Source organism: Blautia sp. TM10-2, assembly GCF_003480845.1.
Lineage (GTDB): Bacteria > Bacillota > Clostridia > Lachnospirales > Lachnospiraceae > Fusicatenibacter > Fusicatenibacter saccharivorans.
In genome coordinates this window covers 85,348-103,310 of sequence record NZ_QUJZ01000006.1, presented here as the reverse complement: position 1 = coordinate 103,310, position 17,963 = coordinate 85,348, and the positions used below count along the sequence as shown (strand labels likewise).

Annotated in this window: 18 protein-coding genes and 1 tRNA gene; 4 read left to right on the top strand and 15 right to left on the bottom strand. The window is 45.4% G+C overall.

The window, feature by feature from the left end; translation table 11 throughout:
* Positions 1–6 precede the first annotated feature (6 nt).
* The 4 genes from DXD92_RS07565 to DXD92_RS07550 all read right to left on the bottom strand — a co-directional run bounded on the left by DXD92_RS07565 (position 7) and on the right by DXD92_RS07550 (position 4,176).
* Positions 7–735 carry a CpsB/CapC family capsule biosynthesis tyrosine phosphatase gene (locus DXD92_RS07565; RefSeq protein WP_055227942.1) on the bottom strand — a complete coding sequence of 243 codons (729 nt, stop codon included), beginning with the start codon at positions 733–735 and terminating at the stop codon, positions 7–9.
* 189 nt (positions 736–924) lie between these two features.
* The gene (locus tag DXD92_RS07560) at positions 925–2,106 is read right to left on the bottom strand and encodes a MerR family transcriptional regulator (RefSeq protein ID WP_118640351.1); all 1,182 of its coding nucleotides are present in this window, start codon (positions 2,104–2,106) and stop codon (positions 925–927) included.
* Between the two features lie 59 nt (positions 2,107–2,165).
* Positions 2,166–3,188, bottom strand: coding sequence for a dTDP-glucose 4,6-dehydratase (rfbB, locus tag DXD92_RS07555; RefSeq protein ID WP_022461570.1), 1,023 nt, complete (start codon positions 3,186–3,188; stop codon positions 2,166–2,168).
* Positions 3,189–3,336: 148 nt separating this feature from the next.
* Entirely contained in the window at positions 3,337–4,176 is an 840-nt protein-coding gene (locus tag DXD92_RS07550; protein WP_055227940.1) for a MerR family transcriptional regulator, read from the bottom strand.
* Positions 4,177–4,360: 184 nt separating this feature from the next.
* Here DXD92_RS07550 and DXD92_RS07545 point away from each other — a divergent pair, with 184 nt between their 5' ends.
* Positions 4,361–5,707 (top strand): MATE family efflux transporter, encoded by a 1,347-nt coding sequence (locus DXD92_RS07545; protein WP_118640350.1) that lies wholly within the window; start codon positions 4,361–4,363, stop codon positions 5,705–5,707.
* A gap of 58 nt (positions 5,708–5,765) precedes the next feature.
* Here the strand turns inward: DXD92_RS07545 and DXD92_RS07540 are convergent, their stop codons facing one another.
* The 4 genes from DXD92_RS07540 to DXD92_RS07525 form a co-directional block, all read right to left on the bottom strand.
* Complete coding sequence (locus DXD92_RS07540; RefSeq protein WP_117813736.1) at positions 5,766–6,020, bottom strand: DUF6171 family protein; 255 nt, start codon at positions 6,018–6,020, stop codon at positions 5,766–5,768.
* 61 nt (positions 6,021–6,081) lie between these two features.
* Entirely contained in the window at positions 6,082–7,584 is a 1,503-nt protein-coding gene (locus DXD92_RS07535; RefSeq protein ID WP_118595035.1) for an alpha-N-arabinofuranosidase, read from the bottom strand.
* Positions 7,585–7,784: 200 nt separating this feature from the next.
* Positions 7,785–7,858: transfer RNA gene (locus DXD92_RS07530), tRNA-Arg, on the bottom strand.
* Between the two features lie 153 nt (positions 7,859–8,011).
* On the bottom strand, positions 8,012–8,527 hold the full coding sequence (locus DXD92_RS07525) for a transcription repressor NadR (RefSeq protein ID WP_055220692.1): 516 nt from the start codon (positions 8,525–8,527) through the stop codon (positions 8,012–8,014).
* 220 nt (positions 8,528–8,747) lie between these two features.
* On the opposite strand from DXD92_RS07525, the gene sigG reads away from it, so the two are divergent.
* The gene (gene sigG, locus DXD92_RS07520) at positions 8,748–9,533 is read left to right on the top strand and encodes an RNA polymerase sporulation sigma factor SigG (RefSeq protein ID WP_055220491.1); all 786 of its coding nucleotides are present in this window, start codon (positions 8,748–8,750) and stop codon (positions 9,531–9,533) included.
* A 10-nt stretch (positions 9,534–9,543) separates the two neighbouring features.
* Here the strand turns inward: sigG and DXD92_RS07515 are convergent, their stop codons facing one another.
* Positions 9,544–10,347 carry an AraC family transcriptional regulator gene (locus tag DXD92_RS07515; RefSeq protein WP_117509373.1) on the bottom strand — a complete coding sequence of 268 codons (804 nt, stop codon included), beginning with the start codon at positions 10,345–10,347 and terminating at the stop codon, positions 9,544–9,546.
* Positions 10,348–10,477: 130 nt separating this feature from the next.
* Here DXD92_RS07515 and DXD92_RS07510 point away from each other — a divergent pair, with 130 nt between their 5' ends.
* Positions 10,478–11,608, top strand: coding sequence for a glycoside hydrolase family 27 protein (locus tag DXD92_RS07510; RefSeq protein ID WP_118640349.1), 1,131 nt, complete (start codon positions 10,478–10,480; stop codon positions 11,606–11,608).
* Positions 11,608–11,799, top strand: a complete 192-nt coding sequence (locus tag DXD92_RS07505) for a hypothetical protein (protein WP_022461561.1) — start codon at positions 11,608–11,610, stop codon at positions 11,797–11,799. The genes DXD92_RS07510 and DXD92_RS07505 overlap by 1 nt, the downstream gene beginning before the upstream one ends.
* A gap of 64 nt (positions 11,800–11,863) precedes the next feature.
* On the opposite strand, the gene DXD92_RS07500 is transcribed toward DXD92_RS07505, so the two are convergent.
* From DXD92_RS07500 to DXD92_RS07475, 6 genes are all read right to left on the bottom strand, one after another.
* The gene (locus DXD92_RS07500; protein ID WP_158583742.1) at positions 11,864–12,706 is read right to left on the bottom strand and encodes a metallophosphoesterase; all 843 of its coding nucleotides are present in this window, start codon (positions 12,704–12,706) and stop codon (positions 11,864–11,866) included.
* 76 nt (positions 12,707–12,782) lie between these two features.
* Positions 12,783–13,793 (bottom strand): glycosyltransferase family 2 protein, encoded by a 1,011-nt coding sequence (locus DXD92_RS07495; protein WP_118640347.1) that lies wholly within the window; start codon positions 13,791–13,793, stop codon positions 12,783–12,785.
* Entirely contained in the window at positions 13,780–14,568 is a 789-nt protein-coding gene (locus DXD92_RS07490) for a glycosyltransferase family 32 protein (protein WP_118640346.1), read from the bottom strand. Before DXD92_RS07490 ends, DXD92_RS07495 begins: the two co-directional genes overlap by 14 nt.
* The gene (locus tag DXD92_RS07485) at positions 14,558–15,853 is read right to left on the bottom strand and encodes an ABC transporter ATP-binding protein (RefSeq protein ID WP_117804738.1); all 1,296 of its coding nucleotides are present in this window, start codon (positions 15,851–15,853) and stop codon (positions 14,558–14,560) included. Before DXD92_RS07485 ends, DXD92_RS07490 begins: the two co-directional genes overlap by 11 nt.
* Before the next feature lie 10 nt (positions 15,854–15,863).
* On the bottom strand, positions 15,864–16,733 hold the full coding sequence (locus DXD92_RS07480) for an ABC transporter permease (RefSeq protein ID WP_118600888.1): 870 nt from the start codon (positions 16,731–16,733) through the stop codon (positions 15,864–15,866).
* Between the two features lie 16 nt (positions 16,734–16,749).
* On the bottom strand, positions 16,750–17,961 hold the full coding sequence (locus DXD92_RS07475; protein WP_118600889.1) for a Coenzyme F420 hydrogenase/dehydrogenase, beta subunit C-terminal domain: 1,212 nt from the start codon (positions 17,959–17,961) through the stop codon (positions 16,750–16,752).
* Between the last annotated feature and the right edge of the window lie 2 nt (positions 17,962–17,963).

The window sequence follows — 17,963 nt, the reverse complement described above, 5'->3', positions numbered from 1 at the left end:
CTTTTTTTAGATTTCTCCGGCATCCCTTAAGATTTCCATCGGATTATCGTGGAAAATCCTTTCGGCATATGCCTCTCCCATTTTTTTTGAAACATAGGCAGCGCCTGCTCCTATGTTGGGAATACGTGTTTTTGTGTTGTGGGAATCGCTGCCGACAAAACCGAGCAGATCTTCCTTCATCAGTTTTCTGCAGTAGCGTTTTGCCCCCCACGTATACTTTCCAAGTATACTTTCCACATTCACCTGCAGTCTTGCGCCCATATCCACCAGATCGCTGGAAAATCCGACGCTCTTTACCGTTGCCTGATAGCGCTCCACATGCGCGATAATCGGTTCATAACCGCAGGACAGTACATTGTAGACTCTCTCACGGATATGCTGTGCGGAATCTCCCTCGGAAAATTCCAACAGAACATAGGATGAACCGGCCATGGTCACATATTTCCGTTTTTCCAGGATATCCTGAAGATCCATGTTCGAGTGAAGTTCACACCCGAGATAAAGCGACATATCCGGATATTCCTTTTTTGCCGCTTCCTGCAGTTTCAGAAACTGCTCATGTACCTTTTTTGCCGGTGTTTCAAACATCCGCCGCCGATAATGCGGTGTGATGATAATCTTCCTGACCCCGTCCTCGTGCTGCATTTTCAGCATCGCCAGCGACTCTTCCAGGTCAGCTGCACCGTCGTCTACCCCCGGGACCATATGGCAGTGTACATCAAATAATTCCTTCATACCTTATCCCTCTTTTTGTGTTCTTTCTTCAAGTCACGCATACTTAGACATTCTACTTTAGTATACATCCTTTTGTGATCTCTGGCAATACAAAAAACATACTCTGTATTTATTTTTTAACATTTTTGTCAAACTTGCCTAAAATGAGGGATAAAAAAGAGACCTCCATTTTCATGTCGGCCTCTCCCGTTATTTTCTGCAGATGAAAACCCCTGCCTCTTTTGTGATCGCAATTCCGCCGTGTTTCTGAATTTTCTTTTCCAGAAATTCTTTGAATTCCCGCTGTCTCGGATACAGATACTCATTCTGATTTCCATGGCAGGAAAGGATATAGTCCAGAAGCGGCTCCGGCCGGTCGACCCAGAGACTGTCCTCGTAGATTCTTTTCTCTACGCTGCCAAAATAAGGCTTTAACTGCTTTTCTCCGTGATCCAGACCAAAAATAGTATACAGCGCCACCTCCGAAAGATTGATCTGCGGATCAAACTCCTGTACCAGATCGGTAATCTCTTTCATATGGCCTTTTCCATACGTACTGCAGTAGAACACGCCGTCATCTGAAAGCACACGGCTGATTTCCTGCAGACCGCGGGACAGATTCTGGACATAGAACAAAACATGATTTGCAATAATCCGGTCGTATTCCGCATCCGGAAACGGAAGCTTCTGGCAGTCCAGTGTCCGGAAATCAAAACAGAATGCCTTTTCTTCTCCCAGATTTTCCGCCGCATCCCGGATCATGCCGTCCGACAGGTCAGACAGACAGATATACTTTCCTTTCAGCACGGATGGCTCCGCTTTTTTCCAGAGCTGCCCGTTTCCGCAGCCGATCTCCAGAATCCGGCGCGCACCGTCAAAATCCATCTGTTCCAGAAGCCACGGGAACCATCCCTTTTTATTTTGGGAATACTGCTCGTGCAGCGAAATACGGATATTCAGGTTTTCCCCGTTTTTGTACTGCTCCACCAGCATCTTTTCCATATCGGTCAGATGAATCAGGTTCAGAATACCGGTCCAGTCGATCTGGTTCGTCTCCTCCAGAATCTGCGTCGTATTCTGCAGCGCCTTTTCCATCTGCTCCAGATTTTCCATCTTCTTGCGCACAAGTCCGATCTGCATTTTCAATGACTTCAGAATATCCGCGCTCGTATCGTGAATCGTCATGTTTCCGATCTCATTCAGCGAAAATCCGAGATATTTCAGCGATAATATTTTCTGCAGCTTCAGAAAATCCTCATCCGAATACATCCGATAACCGGATTCGTTGATAAAGCTTGGCTTCAGCAGCCCTTTTTTGTCGTAATAGCGAATTGTCCGAATGGTCACATGGGCCATCCGGGCAAATTCACCAGTGGTATAATATTGATCCATATCCACCACTCCTTCGCAAAAGCCGCTTTTTTGCGGCCTTTGCATTTCACTTTTCTCTCTTACAGACGGTCTTTGTACATCTCAGCAAAGTAGTTCTGATACTCACCGCTGATGATGTGTTTCCACCAGTCTTCGTTATCCAGATACCACTGAATTGTCTGTGCAATTCCGGTATCGAAGTTGTATTTTGGTTTCCATCCAAGCTCAGTCTCGATCTTGGTCGGGTCGATTGCATATCTTCTGTCATGGCCCGGGCGGTCTTTTACGTATTTGATCAGAGATTCCGGTTTGTCCAGAGCTTTCAGGATGGTCTGTACTACCTGAAGGTTTGTTCTCTCGTTGTGTCCGCCAATGTTGTAAACCTCGCCTACTTTACCTTTATGGATAATCAGGTCGATTGCTTCGCAATGGTCGGATACGTGCAGCCAGTCTCTGACATTCTCACCGTTTCCGTATACCGGAAGCTCTTCGTCTGCCAGTGCGCGGCTGATCATAAGCGGAATCAGCTTCTCCGGGAAGTGATACGGGCCGTAGTTGTTAGAGCATCTGGAAACGGTAACCGGGGTACCGAAGGTTCTGTGGTAAGCCAGTACAAACAGGTCTGCGCTTGCTTTGGATGCAGAGTACGGGCTGGAGGTGTGGATCGGGGTATTCTCTGTAAAGAACAGGTCCGGGCGATCCAGCGGAAGGTCTCCGTAAACCTCATCGGTAGATACCTGATGATATCTCTTTACGCCGAATTTTCTGGAAGCATCCAGCAGTACACGGGTTCCCATTACGTTGGTCTGAACAAAGATGCCCGGATCCTCGATGGAACGGTCTACATGGCTCTCTGCTGCGAAATTGACAACAACGTCAAATTTCTCTTTTTCAAACAGATCCATGATGAAAGCTTCGTCTGCGATATCACCTTTTACAAATTTGTAGTTCGGTTTGTCCTCAACCGGTTTCAGAGTCTCCAGGTTTCCTGCATAGGTCAGCAGGTCCAGGTTTACGATCTGATAATCCGGGTATTTGTTTACCATGTGATGTACGAAGTTTCCGCCGATAAATCCGGCTCCGCCTGTTACTAATACTTTCATGCTTTTTCTCCTTTTTGGTGTGTTTATCGTCTCAGTTTTATGTCAATTCAACTTGTTGTACCCTCACTATAATGGGTGACGTTGCGTCATGGTCAAGAGGAGAATGAAAAAAGTTTGTGAAAATCTTGTTTTTTCCCCTCCTACCTGTCTATCTTAAAATTTTTACGGCGATTCTCGTAATATACTGTTCCATTTCCTGACTGGTCAGCGCGTCCACCATATATTCCTCATAAAAGCGGTCATCCAGCAAAAATTTCTGTTCCGTGGCATATCGGAACAGCTTCCGGTACGCCGCTTCAATTCCCTGCCATGGTCCTTTATAATAATAGCAAAGATACTCTCCCTCCGGCCGAACCGTGTATCGCACTTTCGCCGGCACACGATCAAAAATCAGATAGAAATCACGGTAATCCAGAAAATTCCCCGTTTCCAGTGTTTCCCGTTTCTGAACAAACCCCACATTATACGAACTTCGATTTCCGTATTGCCCGCAGTAAGCATAGAGCTCTCCGATTTTCTGATTGACTGCCAGATTATCCGCTGACTCGCTGTGATTCGTGACAAGATACTGCAACGGCAGGGTATGAATTCCCACAGGACAGAAGGGATCTTTTTCAAACGCCTCACGGCATTCCGCCGATGCCTGTGCCAGAAACCGCTTCTTTTCCCCAATCCAGCGCTGCATCTCGCGGAGCCGCTGCATTTTTTCGCGCACCACCTTCTCCTCCTGTTCCAGCAGTACTCCGAATTTTTCAGGACTTCGCTGTTCCAGATAATTTCGAATCTCTGCCAGCGGCATGCCCAGCTCCCGCAGCATTCCGATCACATCAAACGTTTCCATCTGATCCATCGCATAATACCGGTAGCCGTTTGTCCCTCTTCTTTTTGGTACGAACAGCCCAATCTCATCATAATGGAAGAGCGTTTCCTTTGTCGTGCCTACCAGCGCTGCAAATCGCCCCGCGCTTAAATACTCCTGTTTTCCCATTTCTGACTCCTTTTCCTGAATATGTGCTCTCGGAATTTTTCCTGTTTTTCACCTTTTTTGCACTTGACTATAGGGTTACCCTATCCTTTATAATAGCAAACGATTCAAATTTTCACAAGAAATCTTTCCCATCTAAAGCGTGTCTGAAAAAGGCTTTTCACACATAAAAAGGAGGTTTTTGATTATGAGCCAGTCACTCGCCAAGGATTTCAACTTCCGCTCTCTGCTGAAGTTTGCGTTTCCATCGATCATCATGATGATCTTTATGTCTCTCTACAGTATTGTGGATGGCTTTTTCATCGCACAGTACGTGGACAGCATGGCGCTTTCCGCCGCCAATATCGTCTATCCTGCCGTCAGCATCCTTCTTGCCGTCGGCATCATGTTCGGTACCGGAGGCAGCGCCGTTGTCGCCGCAAAGATCGGACAGGGAAAACTGGAGGAAGCCAACCGTAACTTTTCTGCCCTTACCCTTACCACACTGATCATCGGTATTCTGGGCGCAGTGCTCGGCAACCTGTTTTGCCGTCAGATCTGCAGTCTGCTCGGTGCAACGCCGGTGCTGATGGATTACGGTACCGCCTATCTGCGGACGATCCTTTCCTTTGCCCCGGTCTGTCTTCTCCAGGCGCTGTTCCAGTCCTTCTTTGTAACAGCAGGGCGCCCGGGACTCGGACTTTCCCTTACGGTGTCCGCCGGCATTACCAACATGCTTCTGGACTATCTGTTTGTCGTTCCGCTCCATCTTGGTGTTGCGGGAGCGGCCCTTGCCACCGGCCTTGGCCAGTGTATCCCGTCCGTTGCCGGTATTTTATACTTTACCTTTGCCCGAAAAGGCCTTCGTTTCACCAGGCCGGAGTTTTCCAAAGGCCTGCTCTCCACAAGCTGCTTCAACGGTTCCTCCGAGATGGTCAGCAATCTTTCCGCAGCCGTTGTCACTTACCTTTTCAACATGCTGATGCTGAAATTCGAGGGCGAAATCGGTGTTGCCGCCATCACGGCGATTCTGTACGGACAGTTTCTCTTTGTTGCGCTGTACCTCGGCTACAGTATCGGCGTTGCACCTGTGTTCAGCTTCAACTACGGCAGCCGGAACAAACAGCGGCTGATCCGGCTTTACCGCATCAGTATCCGCTTCGTCGTGGTAAGCTCTGTGATCATTGCACTTGTGGCTGCCTTCGGTTCTCCTGTTATTTCCGCCGTTTTCATGCAGAAAGGCACCTATGGCTTTGAACTGACCCGCCACGGTGGTTACCTGTTCTCCATCGCCTATCTGTTCTGCGGTACGAATATCGTCGCCTCCGGCATTTTTACGGCACTGTCAGACGGAAAGACCTCTGCTTTGATTTCCTTTTTGCGAACCTTCGTCTTTATCGTTCTTTCCGCGCTGCTTCTGCCGCTCGTGCTTGGCACCAACGGTGTGTGGCTGTCAATTCCGGTCGCTGAGTTTCTGACGCTGTTCATCTCCGTGCCGAAGCTGTCCCGCTATTTCAGAGATCCAAAAGTCGCACCGCAGACAAAAACAAATTGATTCACAAAACCCCGCAGTGCAATCGCCTCTGCTCCGGCTTGATTACAATCCGTTTCGGTCACCATTTTTTCCCCGGGCAGTCCCGCAGTGCAATCGCTGCCCGCATCTCCACGTAGCAGCCGCACATGCGGCACATGCCGGACAGCAGCTTTTCGCATTCCTTACAGATCGAAAGCCGCCGCTCGTATTCCTCCCCCGGCGTTTTATCGTCCGCCGGAATTCTTGCAATATAATCGTACATATTCTGAAAAAAGCCTGCCTCGTCCATCTCACGAAGCAGGCATTTTTTACAGATCCTGGTATTTCCGTCCATCAAACTCCTCCGGAACCGAATCTTTTTTCATCCCAAATATCTTCTGGTTTTTATGGTTTCCCTATTTTACGGCGATATGAAGCACACTGCATGCCGGAATGGTAAAGGAAATTCCCTCTTTTGTTGCCTGCACACCGTCAAAGCCCTGAACGCCAACCGTCTCCGGCGCTTCAAAGGTGTTTTTATCCTGCATATGGCCGGTTACGATCTCGGCTTTGATCTCGCCGACTTCTTTTCCAAGAAGTACCGCCTCTACCAGATATGCTTTCTCCAGATCCACATTCGTCATCGTAATATGAAGTACACCGTTGGCATCTACCGAAACAGATTCCGTCAGATTCGGAACCATGTATTCGTCTTCCAGACCAACCTGCTCCGTTTCCAGAGAGCTTGCCAGAAGATCATTTTCCTGATGTACCTGATACAGATCGAAAACATGATACGTCGGAGTTTTGACCATCTTTTCCCCCTCTGTCAGGATCATCGACTGCAGAACATTGACCATCTGTGCGATATTTGCCATCTTGACGCGGTCGCTGTGTTTGTTGAAAAGATTCAGGTTGATCCCTGCGACCAGTGCGTCACGCATGGTATTCTGCTGATACAGAAATCCCGGATTCGTTCCAGGCTCCACATCATACCAGGTACCCCACTCATCCACGATCATGCCGACCTTTTTGTCCGGGTCGTACTGATCCATAATGGCGCTGTGACGGCGGATCAGCTCTTCCATGTACATCGTCTTTTTCATGGTCTTATACCAGTCTTTTTCCGCAAATTCCGTTGCACTGCCCTTGTGATCCCAGGTTTCCGGCACCGTATAGTAATGAAGGGACAGTCCATCCATCATGCCGTGCTGCTGCGGGGAGGTTCTGCGAAAGCATGCTTTCATCACTTCCTGCGTCCACTCATAATCATCCGCATTGGCGCCGCAGGCAATCTTCCGGATCTTTTTGTTTCCATCGTAATCACGCACAAAGGTCTGATATCTGCGGTACATATTTCCGTAGAATTCCGGATTCATATTTCCGCCGCAGCCCCAGTTCTCATTGCCGACGCCGAAGAAATCGACGGTCCATGGCTTTTCGTGCCCATTTTCCGCACGAAGGTCTGCCATCGGAGATACACCGTCAAATGTCATATATTCAACCCACTCCGACATCTCCTGTACAGTACCGCTTCCCATATTTCCGTTGATATAGGTTTCACATCCGATCTGACGGCAGAGTTCAAAAAACTCGTGGGTACCGAAGCTGTTGTCCTCGACAACACCGCCCCAGTTGGTGTTGATCATTTTTTTGCGGCTTTCTTTCGGTCCGATACCGTCTTTCCAGTGATATTCATCTGCAAAACATCCGCCCGGCCAGCGCAGTACCGGAACTTTGATATTTTTCAGTGCTTCAACAACATCGGTACGCATTCCGTTCACGTTCGGAATATCGGAATTTTCTCCTACATAGAGTCCTTCATAAATACATCTTCCCAGATGCTCCGAAAACTGTCCCTGGATTTCCTTATTGATTTTTGAAAGCTTTCTGTTCGCATCAATTACTAACTTAGCCATAACTTGTCCCCTTTCGAGATCTTAAATTTGGCTTTATTATAGGAGATGTATCTCACTTGTGTCAATGAGCGTACAAGTTGTTTCCCCATGATTTTTTCAAAAAGTGCGGCCGTCTGGCTGCTGACCAAAAGGCCGCTTGTTTTATTTTTCATTCTGCATACGAAAAAACCGCCCTGGTTTTCACCAGGACGGTTACCGTCCGTGCGTTAGAGGATTCGAACCCCCGACCTTTTGGTCCGTAGCCAAACGCTCTATCCAGCTGAGCTAAACGCACATTTCTTTGTCGCTTTAGAACTCTTTGTTTATCACTCGTTCCCGCTGACATCATGTATATTACACTATCCTAAGAGAAAAGTCAACACCTTTTTGAAAAAAATTTAAAATTTTTTCGAATAACAGTTTTTTGTGAAAATAAGGGCTTTTTCCCCTATTTCACAGTCCGCACCAGGTAGTCTTTCTTTCGCAGTTCCTCTTCAATCAGATCCAGGGTCTGCGCAGAGTCTGCCGATACGGTATGAAAATGTTCCCCTGATGTGATATTCTTCAGCGGCCGTGATTTTCCCTGCCGGATTTCTTCCATAAACAGTGCCACCTTATTTCGTGAACTGATATTAAGTTCCGCCCGCAGTTCTCCGTAAACCTCGTGACGCACAATCACATCCAGCACAACGCCGCCGAAATCCACAATTGTATTCAGCTCGTCCTGCATCTGCTCATCCGTGTGATTCACCTCAAAGACCCGCGTCTCTCTCACCGGGCTGCTGCAGATGTAGCCGCGGTTTGTCGCAATCACATCGTATCCGGCAGCGCGGATCAGGGCAATGTCCTGGACAATCACCTGACGGCTGACTTCACAGCTCTTTGCCAGCGCTGCACCGGAGACCGGCGTCTTACTGTTTGTTATTCTTTGAAGAATCTCTTCTCTTCGTTCCTTTCCACTCATCATAAAACAAGACCTCGCATTTCGTACACTTCCCTTATCTTATCACACTTTCCGCCGTTTCTACAATAGCAGGAAATCATTTTCCAAAAGCTTTGTCAAGGACTAAAACTTTATGAAATTTTCCGGGCTCTCGTATATTCGTCCCGCCAACTGCCAATCATGAACGTATAACAGTAACGAACGGTAACCATACGTTCCATGTTTCAGGAGGATGCATACCATGGCGATCAATAAAGTTGAACTGTGCGGAGTCAATACATCACGCCTTCCCGTACTGAATGCCGAAGAAAAAGAGACTCTGCTGAAAAAGGCCCGCGAAGGAGATGCTGCTGCCCGCGAACGCTACATTCAGGGCAATCTGCGCCTTGTCTTAAGCGTGATCAAGCGCTTCTCCAACAGCAGTGAAAACGCCGACGATCTCTTTCAGATCGGCTGTATCGGCCTGATTAAGGCGATTGATAACTTCGACACGACCTTAAACGTCCGTTTCTCCACCTATGCCGTGCCGATGATCATCGGTGAAATCCGGCGGTATCTGCGTGACAACAATGCGATCCGCGTCAGCCGTTCCCTCAGGGATACTGCCTACCGCGCCATCTGCGCCCGCGAACTTTATCTCAAGCAGAACCAGAAAGAGCCTTCGATCGAGGAAATCGCCGCTGAAATCGGCATTGGAAAAGAGGATATCGTCTATGCCCTCGATGCAATCCAAAGCCCAATGAGTCTGTATGAGCCCGTCTACACGGAAGGCGGCGATACCCTGTATGTCATGGATCAGTTAAGTGATAAGAAAAATAAAGAAGAAAACTGGGTGCAGAACCTCGCCCTGCAGGACGCGGTCGCCCGTCTCAATGAGCGCGAACGCCAGATCATCCGCATGCGTTTCTATGAGGGGCAGACCCAGATGGAGGTTGCCCGGGAAATCGGCATCTCGCAGGCGCAGGTCAGCCGGCTGGAAAAGTCCGCCCTGCGCTCTATGCGGAATTATCTCTCCGACGAGCGGTAACGCCCGCCGTTCACTGAATTTCTGCAAACTCCAGCCGGTAATCCGACGGCGGCATTCCATAGTGTTTCCGGAACACACGGGAATAGTAAAAGGGATCTTCAAATCCGCACGACAGCGCCGTCTGTTTGACCGTCATCCCCATCTGCAGCAGCTTTTCTGACTGCTGCAGCCGATATTCCAGCAGATACTGTCCTGGTGACCAGCCGATTTTCTTCTGAAACAGACGGTTCAGCGTTGTGCGGCTGACCGCCATTTTCCGCGCAATTGTCTCCGCGCAGAACTCACTCCTGTGATACCCTGCGGCAATCAGAGCCATCGCTTCCATAATCCGCGGATCCTCCTTCTTTCTCTCCTCCCGCTGCGGCTCCGCCAGATCCTGGTACACGCCCAGAAGCGCAAGCAGCACACCGACGGCCTCCTGGCTGTTCCGGCGATAGAGTTCCATCTGGCAGAGACGCTCAAAATACGGCAGAAGCCTTTCCTGACGGAGAGGCGGCGCCGCCGGCTGCTGTGGGTTCAGTACCGACCGTGCCAGAATCTGCCGGCATTGTTCCCCGACAAAATCAACCCACACATATTCCCACGGCTCGTTCTCATCCGGCGCATACTGCACCACCTGCTCTGGACAGATTAAAAAGCTCTGTCCGGCGGTAAGTGTGTACGTCTTTTTCCCGCAGGTAAACGTTCCCTTTCCGCTTATAATATAATGTATAATATAGCACTGCCGTACACCCGGCCCCCAGGAATGCAGATCATGGCAGTCCTGCCGCCCGGCATCGACAGGCCGGATCCCGTTCATTTCTGATACAAGCATATTCTTTCCTTTTCCCGTATTTTATTCTTTATGAAGCAAAAATCCATGCTTTTGTCTTAAAATTCCATGGTTTTGCTCTGGAAATCCATCTATACTCAAAGTACATCAAAACTTACGGGAGGTCAATACTATGATCAAACTTACACCGCCGATGGGCTGGAATTCCTGGAACACCTTCGGAGAAAATATCAATGAAAAAATGATTTTTGAAACTGCTGATGTCATGGCCGAGAGCGGCCTGCGCGATAAAGGATACGAATATCTTGTCATCGACGACTGCTGGTCTTTACGTGAACGCGATGAAAACGGCCATCTTGTGCCGGATCCGGAAAAATTTCCGCATGGTATGAAAGCCGTTGCCGATTACGTTCATTCCAAAGGGCTGAAATTCGGTATGTATTCCTGCGCCGGAAACATGACGTGTGCCGGCTACCCTGGCAGCTATGAGCACGAATTTGTCGATGCGGAAACTTTCGCATCCTGGGATGTTGATTTCTTAAAATACGACTACTGCTACCACAGCCCGATCCTGCACGGAAAATATCTGTACCGCCGCATGGGACTGGCACTCGAGAACTGCGGCCGCGACATTCTCTTCTCTGCCTGCTCCTGGGGTGCTGATGAAACGCATGAGTGGATCAAAGAAACCGGCGCTTCCATGTGGCGTTCCACCGGCGACATCTTTGATACCTGGGATTCTGTCAAAGATCTCGTGGCACAGCAGGAAAAACTGCATCCGTACAACGGCGTCGGCTGCTTCAACGATATGGACATGCTGATCGTCGGCATGCATGGAAAAGGAAATGTTGGACTGGCCGGCTGCAGCGATGTCCAGTATCAGACACACTATGCACTGTGGGCATTCCTTGGCTCCCCGCTGATGATCGGCTGCGACATCCGCGAGATGAGCGACGAAACCCGCCGCATTCTCATGAATGACGAAATGATCCGCATCAACCAGGATCCGCTCTGCCGTCAGCCGTATAAAGTGAAAAACCATGCATGGAATGACAAGGTTCTGATCTATGTGAAGGCACTCGCAGACGGAGATCTCGCCATCGGTATGTTCAATCTCAGTGATGAAAAATCACGTGCAGCCATGAATCTCGATGAAATCGGCCTTCCGTTCTCCACTGGCCGTACTCTGGAACTTACTGAGGTCTGGACCTGCGAGAACCTGTGTGCAAACAATGCATCCCTTGTCACAGAGCTCGAGCCATTTGCATCAAAAGTATACCGTGCAAAGGTCGTAAAACTCTGATGGCACGCTGTATGCAGTGCGGCAAAGAACTCACACATAACGAGATCGGCGCCCACCGTAAATTTATCAACCGCGGCGCAGAACAGTTTTTCTGCAAGCAGTGTCTTGCCGAGCATCTCGGTGTAACGCCGGAGCTCATTGACGAAAAGATCGAACAGTTCAAGCGACAGGGATGTACCCTGTTTGTATAAGGCCGCTGCATGTAACGCACAGAGTCAGATTTCCATGCATCAGGAATCCGGCTCTGTGTTATTTTTATGTTTTATGAAGGTTTCCATCCGGAATCAGCTCCACGCAGACAATCTCGGGAATGTTATTGAACCGCGGAACCAATTCCGTATTTCCAAGTCCGGACGACAGCACCAGATGCCGTTTTCCATCCTCCGAATCAAAAATCCCCTTCAGCTGTCCCGGAAACCATCCCATGTCCGGCGCATAAACACCGCCAATGCCAGGCAGAATGACCTGGCCGCCGTGAAGATGGCCGGAAAATACGCAGTCAATGTCCCACTCCTCCAGCCCGTCATTTTTCAGCCAGGCAATCGGAAGATGGCTGAGCAGGATTTTGTAACGGTCGGTGTTCTCAAAATCCCACAAGAACTTACACTCTCCTAGATCCGCTTCGCCAGTTTCCAGATATTTATCCGGGAGACAGTAACCGTAAATGCCGCCGATACGGAGGGGCTGGCTGTTGATGGTGATGTCTTTATATTCATAGTTCAGGACGGTGGCGCCGGCAGATTCGTAGAGAGCGGTAATGTCTGTACCGTAGTTCTGCTCGTATTCCAGTTCATGGTTGCCGAGGGAGACGTATGTTGGGGCGATTGCAGATAATTCTGCCAGCAGCGTTACCACAATATTATTATCTGGCTCATTTGCATTTAGAAGATCACCGGTGATCATAATCAAATCTGGTGACTTCATTGCTGCTTTAGAAATCAGATGTTTATTATCCGAACCAAAAATGCTGTTATGGAGATCTGTTATTTGTATCAGACAAATTTCTTCCGAAATTTTCTTCGATTGCAGTATATATGTTATGCTGTTTAGATTATATTTCGATTTTATAACACTTTTTCCTGTTATGCACAGAAGCATAACAACCAATATGCCCACTACCCTACGCAGCTTGTACCCGTTTTTACATCGTTTTCTCATTCTATTTCTAACCATCTTATATTTTAGATCGAATCATTCTCAGCAGATTCTGCCATTGTCTTCTCACTCTAAAAAAGTTGACTTTCTCAGGATATGCTAATACATAAAAATCATAATTATTTTTAAAGCGTACAATCCCCTCTTTTTCTGCCTGCTCCAGTGCTTCTCTATACTGCTGTTGAAATTTTTCTCCTCGTTCTTTATCAAAACCTTCTTTCCATTTTTGGCACTTTATCAAATCCCACTGCGCTGAATTCAGCAGTTTTAACAATGCCGCCTGATAAAGTTCTTTACACCTTTTTTTCTTAAAAAATTTTATTCTTTCTTCCTGTGCATCATATTCATCAAATCGTTTATTGAGCGTCAAATTTTTTGTTATTCCACACGGATTTGTAAAATAGAAATAAAATACAATATCTGTTACTGCTATTCTCTCACTTCTATAATACAATTGATACGTAATATATTCATCTTCAAATAACCTCCCTTGCGGAAAACGGATTCCATTAAATACTGTTTTCTTAAATAATTTTCCACAACAGGATATATATTTTTCCACGTTTTGACCACAAAAAAGTTTGCTTTCAATTTCCAATCCAGACTGGATTTCCACACAATTCTTGATTTGTAACTCAGCGCATGTATCTACTTCTTCTATCTCAGCAAAATGTTTTAATCCGCAGATAAAGATATCCGCATTTTCCTCTTTCAAAACTTTCAGCTCTGTTTCAAGCATTTTACTATGCACCACATCATCCGCATCAATAAACATTACGTATTCCCCTGATGCAATTTCTAAGCCCGCATTTCTAGCAGAAGAAAGTCCCCCGTTTTCTTTATGAATCACCGTTATTGTCTTCTGTTTTTCAGCATATTCATCACATATCTCGGCCGAACCGTCAGTTGAACCATCATCCACTAAAATAATTTCATATTCCTGACAACTCTGTGCCAGCACACTGTCGATACACCGTTTTAAATAGCTTTTCCCTTGATAAACCGGAATTATAATACTAACCGTTATCATATCTGATCCATCCTTTTATTTTCAAGTAGATTTTTTCTCCCAAAAGCTTTTTAATCATACGATTCGGAAGATATTTCCAATCATTTTTCTTTTCCTCTAACAATGCCTGACGATGTTTTTTATGATACTCTTTTTCTGCTCTTTCCATCCAGCTTGCATGAAACCAATGAACCGAAATTGTTTTTTTTGATTTTCTTCTATATCCTGTTTCAAAATCAATGGGGCACATACAAATGGATGGTAAAATCATAATATTTCCCTCTAAAATCTGCTGCTTATCCTTTTGTTCCAGTCCGTGTTTCAAAAAGATTTCTGTATTAATAACCGGGCATGTCTTCTTATTTTCTGATCCGTCCTCTAAAATAAACGGGATCGTTTGATACATCTCCATCATTTCATACAACAAACCGCATCCCCGTTCAGCGCCAAATCCAAGCCCCGTAGAAATATATTTTTTATTTTCAAATCCAAAAAAAGCACTGTATTTTAGCAGAAAATCAATCTTTTTCACTAATTCTACATCTGTATCAAAATATATTCCTCCATATTCATACACAACCCGGAGTCTTACATAATCTGTAACAAATGCCCACTTTTTCCTATGATATGCGTCAATTACATACTGCGGGCATTCTTTTATATTAAAATTTTTTTCATTCCATTCTACAATAAGATAGTCTGGACAAAACTTCTGCCAGCTTTGCATGCATCGCCTGACCGAATCTGGAATTGGCTTTCTCCCAAACCAGCAATAATGTATTTTTTTAGGAATCATCTCTTTCACCCACGCATTTCAAATCGTCTAATCGAATTTTTCCCCAGGCATTTACGTTCCAGTTAATCTTTAAAGCATGTTTACTATCCTGAATTTCAAATGTAAATGCTGGAAACACTGCATCCAGGTCATCGTAAGTTCCCATTTCGTTTACATTATAAATCACCAGCAATACGAAATATTTTCCCGGTACAAGTCCACGCAGCAGCAATTCCATTTCCAATATTTTGCTTCTTCCTGCAAAAAAGGATGTAAATTCCTGCAAAATTCCCGCCGCAACAGATCCTCCATCTGCTGATCTTATTTCTGCCCTCACGGATAGATTGGAAATATTTGTTTTGGCCTCAACCGACAAATCAAATTTCAGCTTTTCCTCAAATTCATATACCGGTACCTGTTTGTCCACAAGATGCACATGTGTCATTTTCGCCTTAATAACTGGCGGCAGATGTGCCATTCTCTTATTTTTCAGATCAATATCTACACTTCCGTTTTTAACAGCTGTATCCATATACAAATCAATTGCTCTTTCTACCCCGCCGTCAAATATCAGTTCGCCGTGATCCAGTACAAGGCAGCGGGTGCAAAGCTGACGAATGGTATTCATATTATGACTCACATAAAGAATCGTTTTTTCTTCTGAATTTGCCGCCTTTCCCATCCGTCCAAGACACTTCTGCTGGAATTTCATATCTCCGACAGCCAGAACCTCATCCATAATCATAATTTCACTATCCAGATGAGCTGCCACAGAAAATGCAAGTTTAACATACATCCCACTGGAATATCGTTTTACAGGCGTATCGATAAACTCTCCACATTCGGAAAATGCAATAATCTGATCCAGTTTTTCTCCGATTTCTGCACGGCTCATCCCCAATATTGCCCCATTCATATAAATGTTTTCACGTCCCGTTAATTCCGGATGAAATCCCGTTCCTACTTCAAGCATAGATGCCACACGGCCATTCATTCCAATGCTTCCTTTTGTTGGTGCCGTTACTCTTGACAGCAGTTTCAGCAATGTCGATTTTCCTGCTCCGTTGTGTCCGATAATCCCTACTGCTTCTCCTTTTTCTACCTCAAATGAAATATCCTTCAGCGCCATAAAACGTTTTCCATACTCTGGTGTTTTCTGGCCTATTTTCAGTGTCGGATCTTCTTTTTTTCTTATTTTTGCATGGAATCGTTCCAGATCTTCCCGTAATGTTGTTCCCCCGATTGCACCCAGTCTATATTCTTTTGATACATGATCTATTTTGACCATAATCTGTTTTTCTGCCATCCTGTTCTCCTTAAATGGTATCCATAAATGTTCTTTCCACTTTATTGAATAACACAATTCCAAGTACAAATAAGATCATTGTGTTTCCCCACCCCACTCCATAGTATCCTGCATGAAAATATCCTGTTCCGAAAAAAATATAGCGGAATGAAGTGATGATCGGCGTCATTGGATTCAGCATATAAATCTTCATATATTTTTCAGGTACAAGCCGCAATCCATATGCAACTGGCGTTCCATACTGCCATAATTGTAATCCAAAGCCTATCAGCATCGCCAAATCACGATATTTTGTTGTAAGCGCTGAAACAATAATTCCAACTCCCATCGCCAGCATCATCATCTGAATGATCAATATTGGAAATAGAAAGAGATACCCGGACAATCGAATTTCCATTTTCCCTTTCCATATAAAATACAGCAAAAAAATCAAAAACATGGCAAATTGAATACCGAAGGAAATCAAATTAGATATGGTTGACGCTGCCGGAGATACCAGCCTTGGAAAATATACCTTTCCCATAATAGAACTGTTTGTTATAAATGTGTTTGCCGTACTGCTGACCGTCGATGAAAAATAGCTCCAGCAGATCGTACCTGCCATATAGAACAGAAATGCCGGAATTACGGTTTCTTCTGTCGCTTTCACATCCAGCGTAGTCAGGTTTGCCAGTGAACCAAAAATCACAGTGAACACTATGGTTGTTAACAGGGGCTGTATCACCGCCCACAAAGGCCCTAAAATTGTCTGTTTATATTTTGAAACAAAATCTCTTCTCACAAATAAAAAAATCAGGTCTCTATACTCATATGTTTCCTTTAAATGAAGATTGATCCATTTTGAATTTGCCGTAATAACTGTTTTAAATTGTTGTTCCATCTTTTTCTCTCTAACCTTAAACTTTGATTTTTCTTATAAATATTTTGATTCTTTTCGGTATCATGAAACGAAGTTTTCTCACAAACAGAATTCTGTTTCTTCGTTTCTGATACCACCGTTCCACACATGCATAGTTCTGTTTTTGCAGTTTCATTACTTTCTCCCGCTGCCGTTTCAGTACAGACGGCTGTACCAGCTGTGCATTATATTTTGCTGCCCGCTGATAAGATGACGGATATTTTATAATGTTACTTCCATATTTCGCAAGCATAGTCCTTCCCTGATCATTATTCACAATCAGACAGGAGACTCCTTTTTCTTTCTCTATTTCACCTCCATATTTTTTCAAATATTCCGGGTGCACCAGCTCTATCCCCCAATAATCTCCTATGGTAATATCACCCTGACGATATTCTGATGCAAACGGACAAAAATAGCAGCTTTTCCGGTATGTGTATCCATTTAAAAACATTTGATAATAGGAGCTTTCTTCCGGTTCAAAATATCTTTCTTTCTGACTTCCATCCCTGTTCTCCAATATCATTTTTCCGTATAACTTCCACCCGCTGCTTTTATCTCGAAAATAAAATCCTGCTATTTTTTTTCCTTCTTTCGATTCTATGTATCCTAAATAATTCTGGAATAATTTTGCGCTCGGTACACCATGACATATAATTTCTATTGTATATAAATTTGCATACGTTCTCTGAAGGTATCCTCTCAGTCCTGCTATCTGACAAGGCGTTCCACTAAACAACACAGTCTCGTTATGTTCCAGATGCCGCTTAATTTCAACATATACATTTTCCAAATTGCTTTGTACATATTTTGAATCCTTTAATTTACAAAGTTCCTCTATTTTATCTATCCCGATATGTTTTATTACTAAGTTTTGGTTTTCATAAAGCATAGCACATCCATAGACAATTCCTTTTCTTTTTAGCACTTCCTGCGCCAGCACGGTAAAGATTCCCCCCGAAGCATTTTCTTCCAGATCAGCGTCCTTTGCCTGTGCCGCATACGTTTCTTTTCGTGATTGCTCTTTTTTCTCAAAACTGCAGACTTTTAAACATTTTCCGCACTCCGTACACTTCGATTCATCTATTTTAGGATAATCAAAACCATTTTCATCCTCTTCCATGTAAATCGCATGTCTGGGGCAGCATTTACTGCAGGCTCCACATCCACAGCAATTTGTCTCATTCTTTTCGGAAATTATATTTCTCATTT

Excerpts from the sequence above, each read along its gene's own strand:
- sigG (WP_055220491.1), top strand. The coding sequence starts at position 8,748 with ATGGCGATCAATAAAGTTGAACTGTGCGGAGTCAATACATCACGCCTT.
- DXD92_RS07480 (WP_118600888.1), bottom strand. The coding sequence starts at position 16,733 with ATGGAACAACAATTTAAAACAGTTATTACGGCAAATTCAAAATGGATC.
- DXD92_RS07475 (WP_118600889.1), bottom strand. The coding sequence starts at position 17,961 with ATGAGAAATATAATTTCCGAAAAGAATGAGACAAATTGCTGTGGATGT.
- DXD92_RS07495 (WP_118640347.1), bottom strand. The coding sequence starts at position 13,793 with ATGATAACGGTTAGTATTATAATTCCGGTTTATCAAGGGAAAAGCTAT.
- DXD92_RS07490 (WP_118640346.1), bottom strand. The coding sequence starts at position 14,568 with ATGATTCCTAAAAAAATACATTATTGCTGGTTTGGGAGAAAGCCAATT.
- DXD92_RS07515 (WP_117509373.1), bottom strand. The coding sequence starts at position 10,347 with ATGCTTGTATCAGAAATGAACGGGATCCGGCCTGTCGATGCCGGGCGG.
- DXD92_RS07525 (WP_055220692.1), bottom strand. The coding sequence starts at position 8,527 with ATGAGTGGAAAGGAACGAAGAGAAGAGATTCTTCAAAGAATAACAAAC.
- DXD92_RS07550 (WP_055227940.1), bottom strand. The coding sequence starts at position 4,176 with ATGGGAAAACAGGAGTATTTAAGCGCGGGGCGATTTGCAGCGCTGGTA.
- DXD92_RS07505 (WP_022461561.1), top strand. The coding sequence starts at position 11,608 with ATGGCACGCTGTATGCAGTGCGGCAAAGAACTCACACATAACGAGATC.
- rfbB (WP_022461570.1), bottom strand. The coding sequence starts at position 3,188 with ATGAAAGTATTAGTAACAGGCGGAGCCGGATTTATCGGCGGAAACTTC.
- DXD92_RS07535 (WP_118595035.1), bottom strand. The coding sequence starts at position 7,584 with ATGGCTAAGTTAGTAATTGATGCGAACAGAAAGCTTTCAAAAATCAAT.
- DXD92_RS07540 (WP_117813736.1), bottom strand. The coding sequence starts at position 6,020 with ATGGACGGAAATACCAGGATCTGTAAAAAATGCCTGCTTCGTGAGATG.
- DXD92_RS07510 (WP_118640349.1), top strand. The coding sequence starts at position 10,478 with ATGATCAAACTTACACCGCCGATGGGCTGGAATTCCTGGAACACCTTC.
- DXD92_RS07545 (WP_118640350.1), top strand. The coding sequence starts at position 4,361 with ATGAGCCAGTCACTCGCCAAGGATTTCAACTTCCGCTCTCTGCTGAAG.
- DXD92_RS07485 (WP_117804738.1), bottom strand. The coding sequence starts at position 15,853 with ATGGCAGAAAAACAGATTATGGTCAAAATAGATCATGTATCAAAAGAA.
- DXD92_RS07560 (WP_118640351.1), bottom strand. The coding sequence starts at position 2,106 with ATGGATCAATATTATACCACTGGTGAATTTGCCCGGATGGCCCATGTG.
- DXD92_RS07565 (WP_055227942.1), bottom strand. The coding sequence starts at position 735 with ATGAAGGAATTATTTGATGTACACTGCCATATGGTCCCGGGGGTAGAC.
- DXD92_RS07500 (WP_158583742.1), bottom strand. The coding sequence starts at position 12,706 with ATGCTTCTGTGCATAACAGGAAAAAGTGTTATAAAATCGAAATATAAT.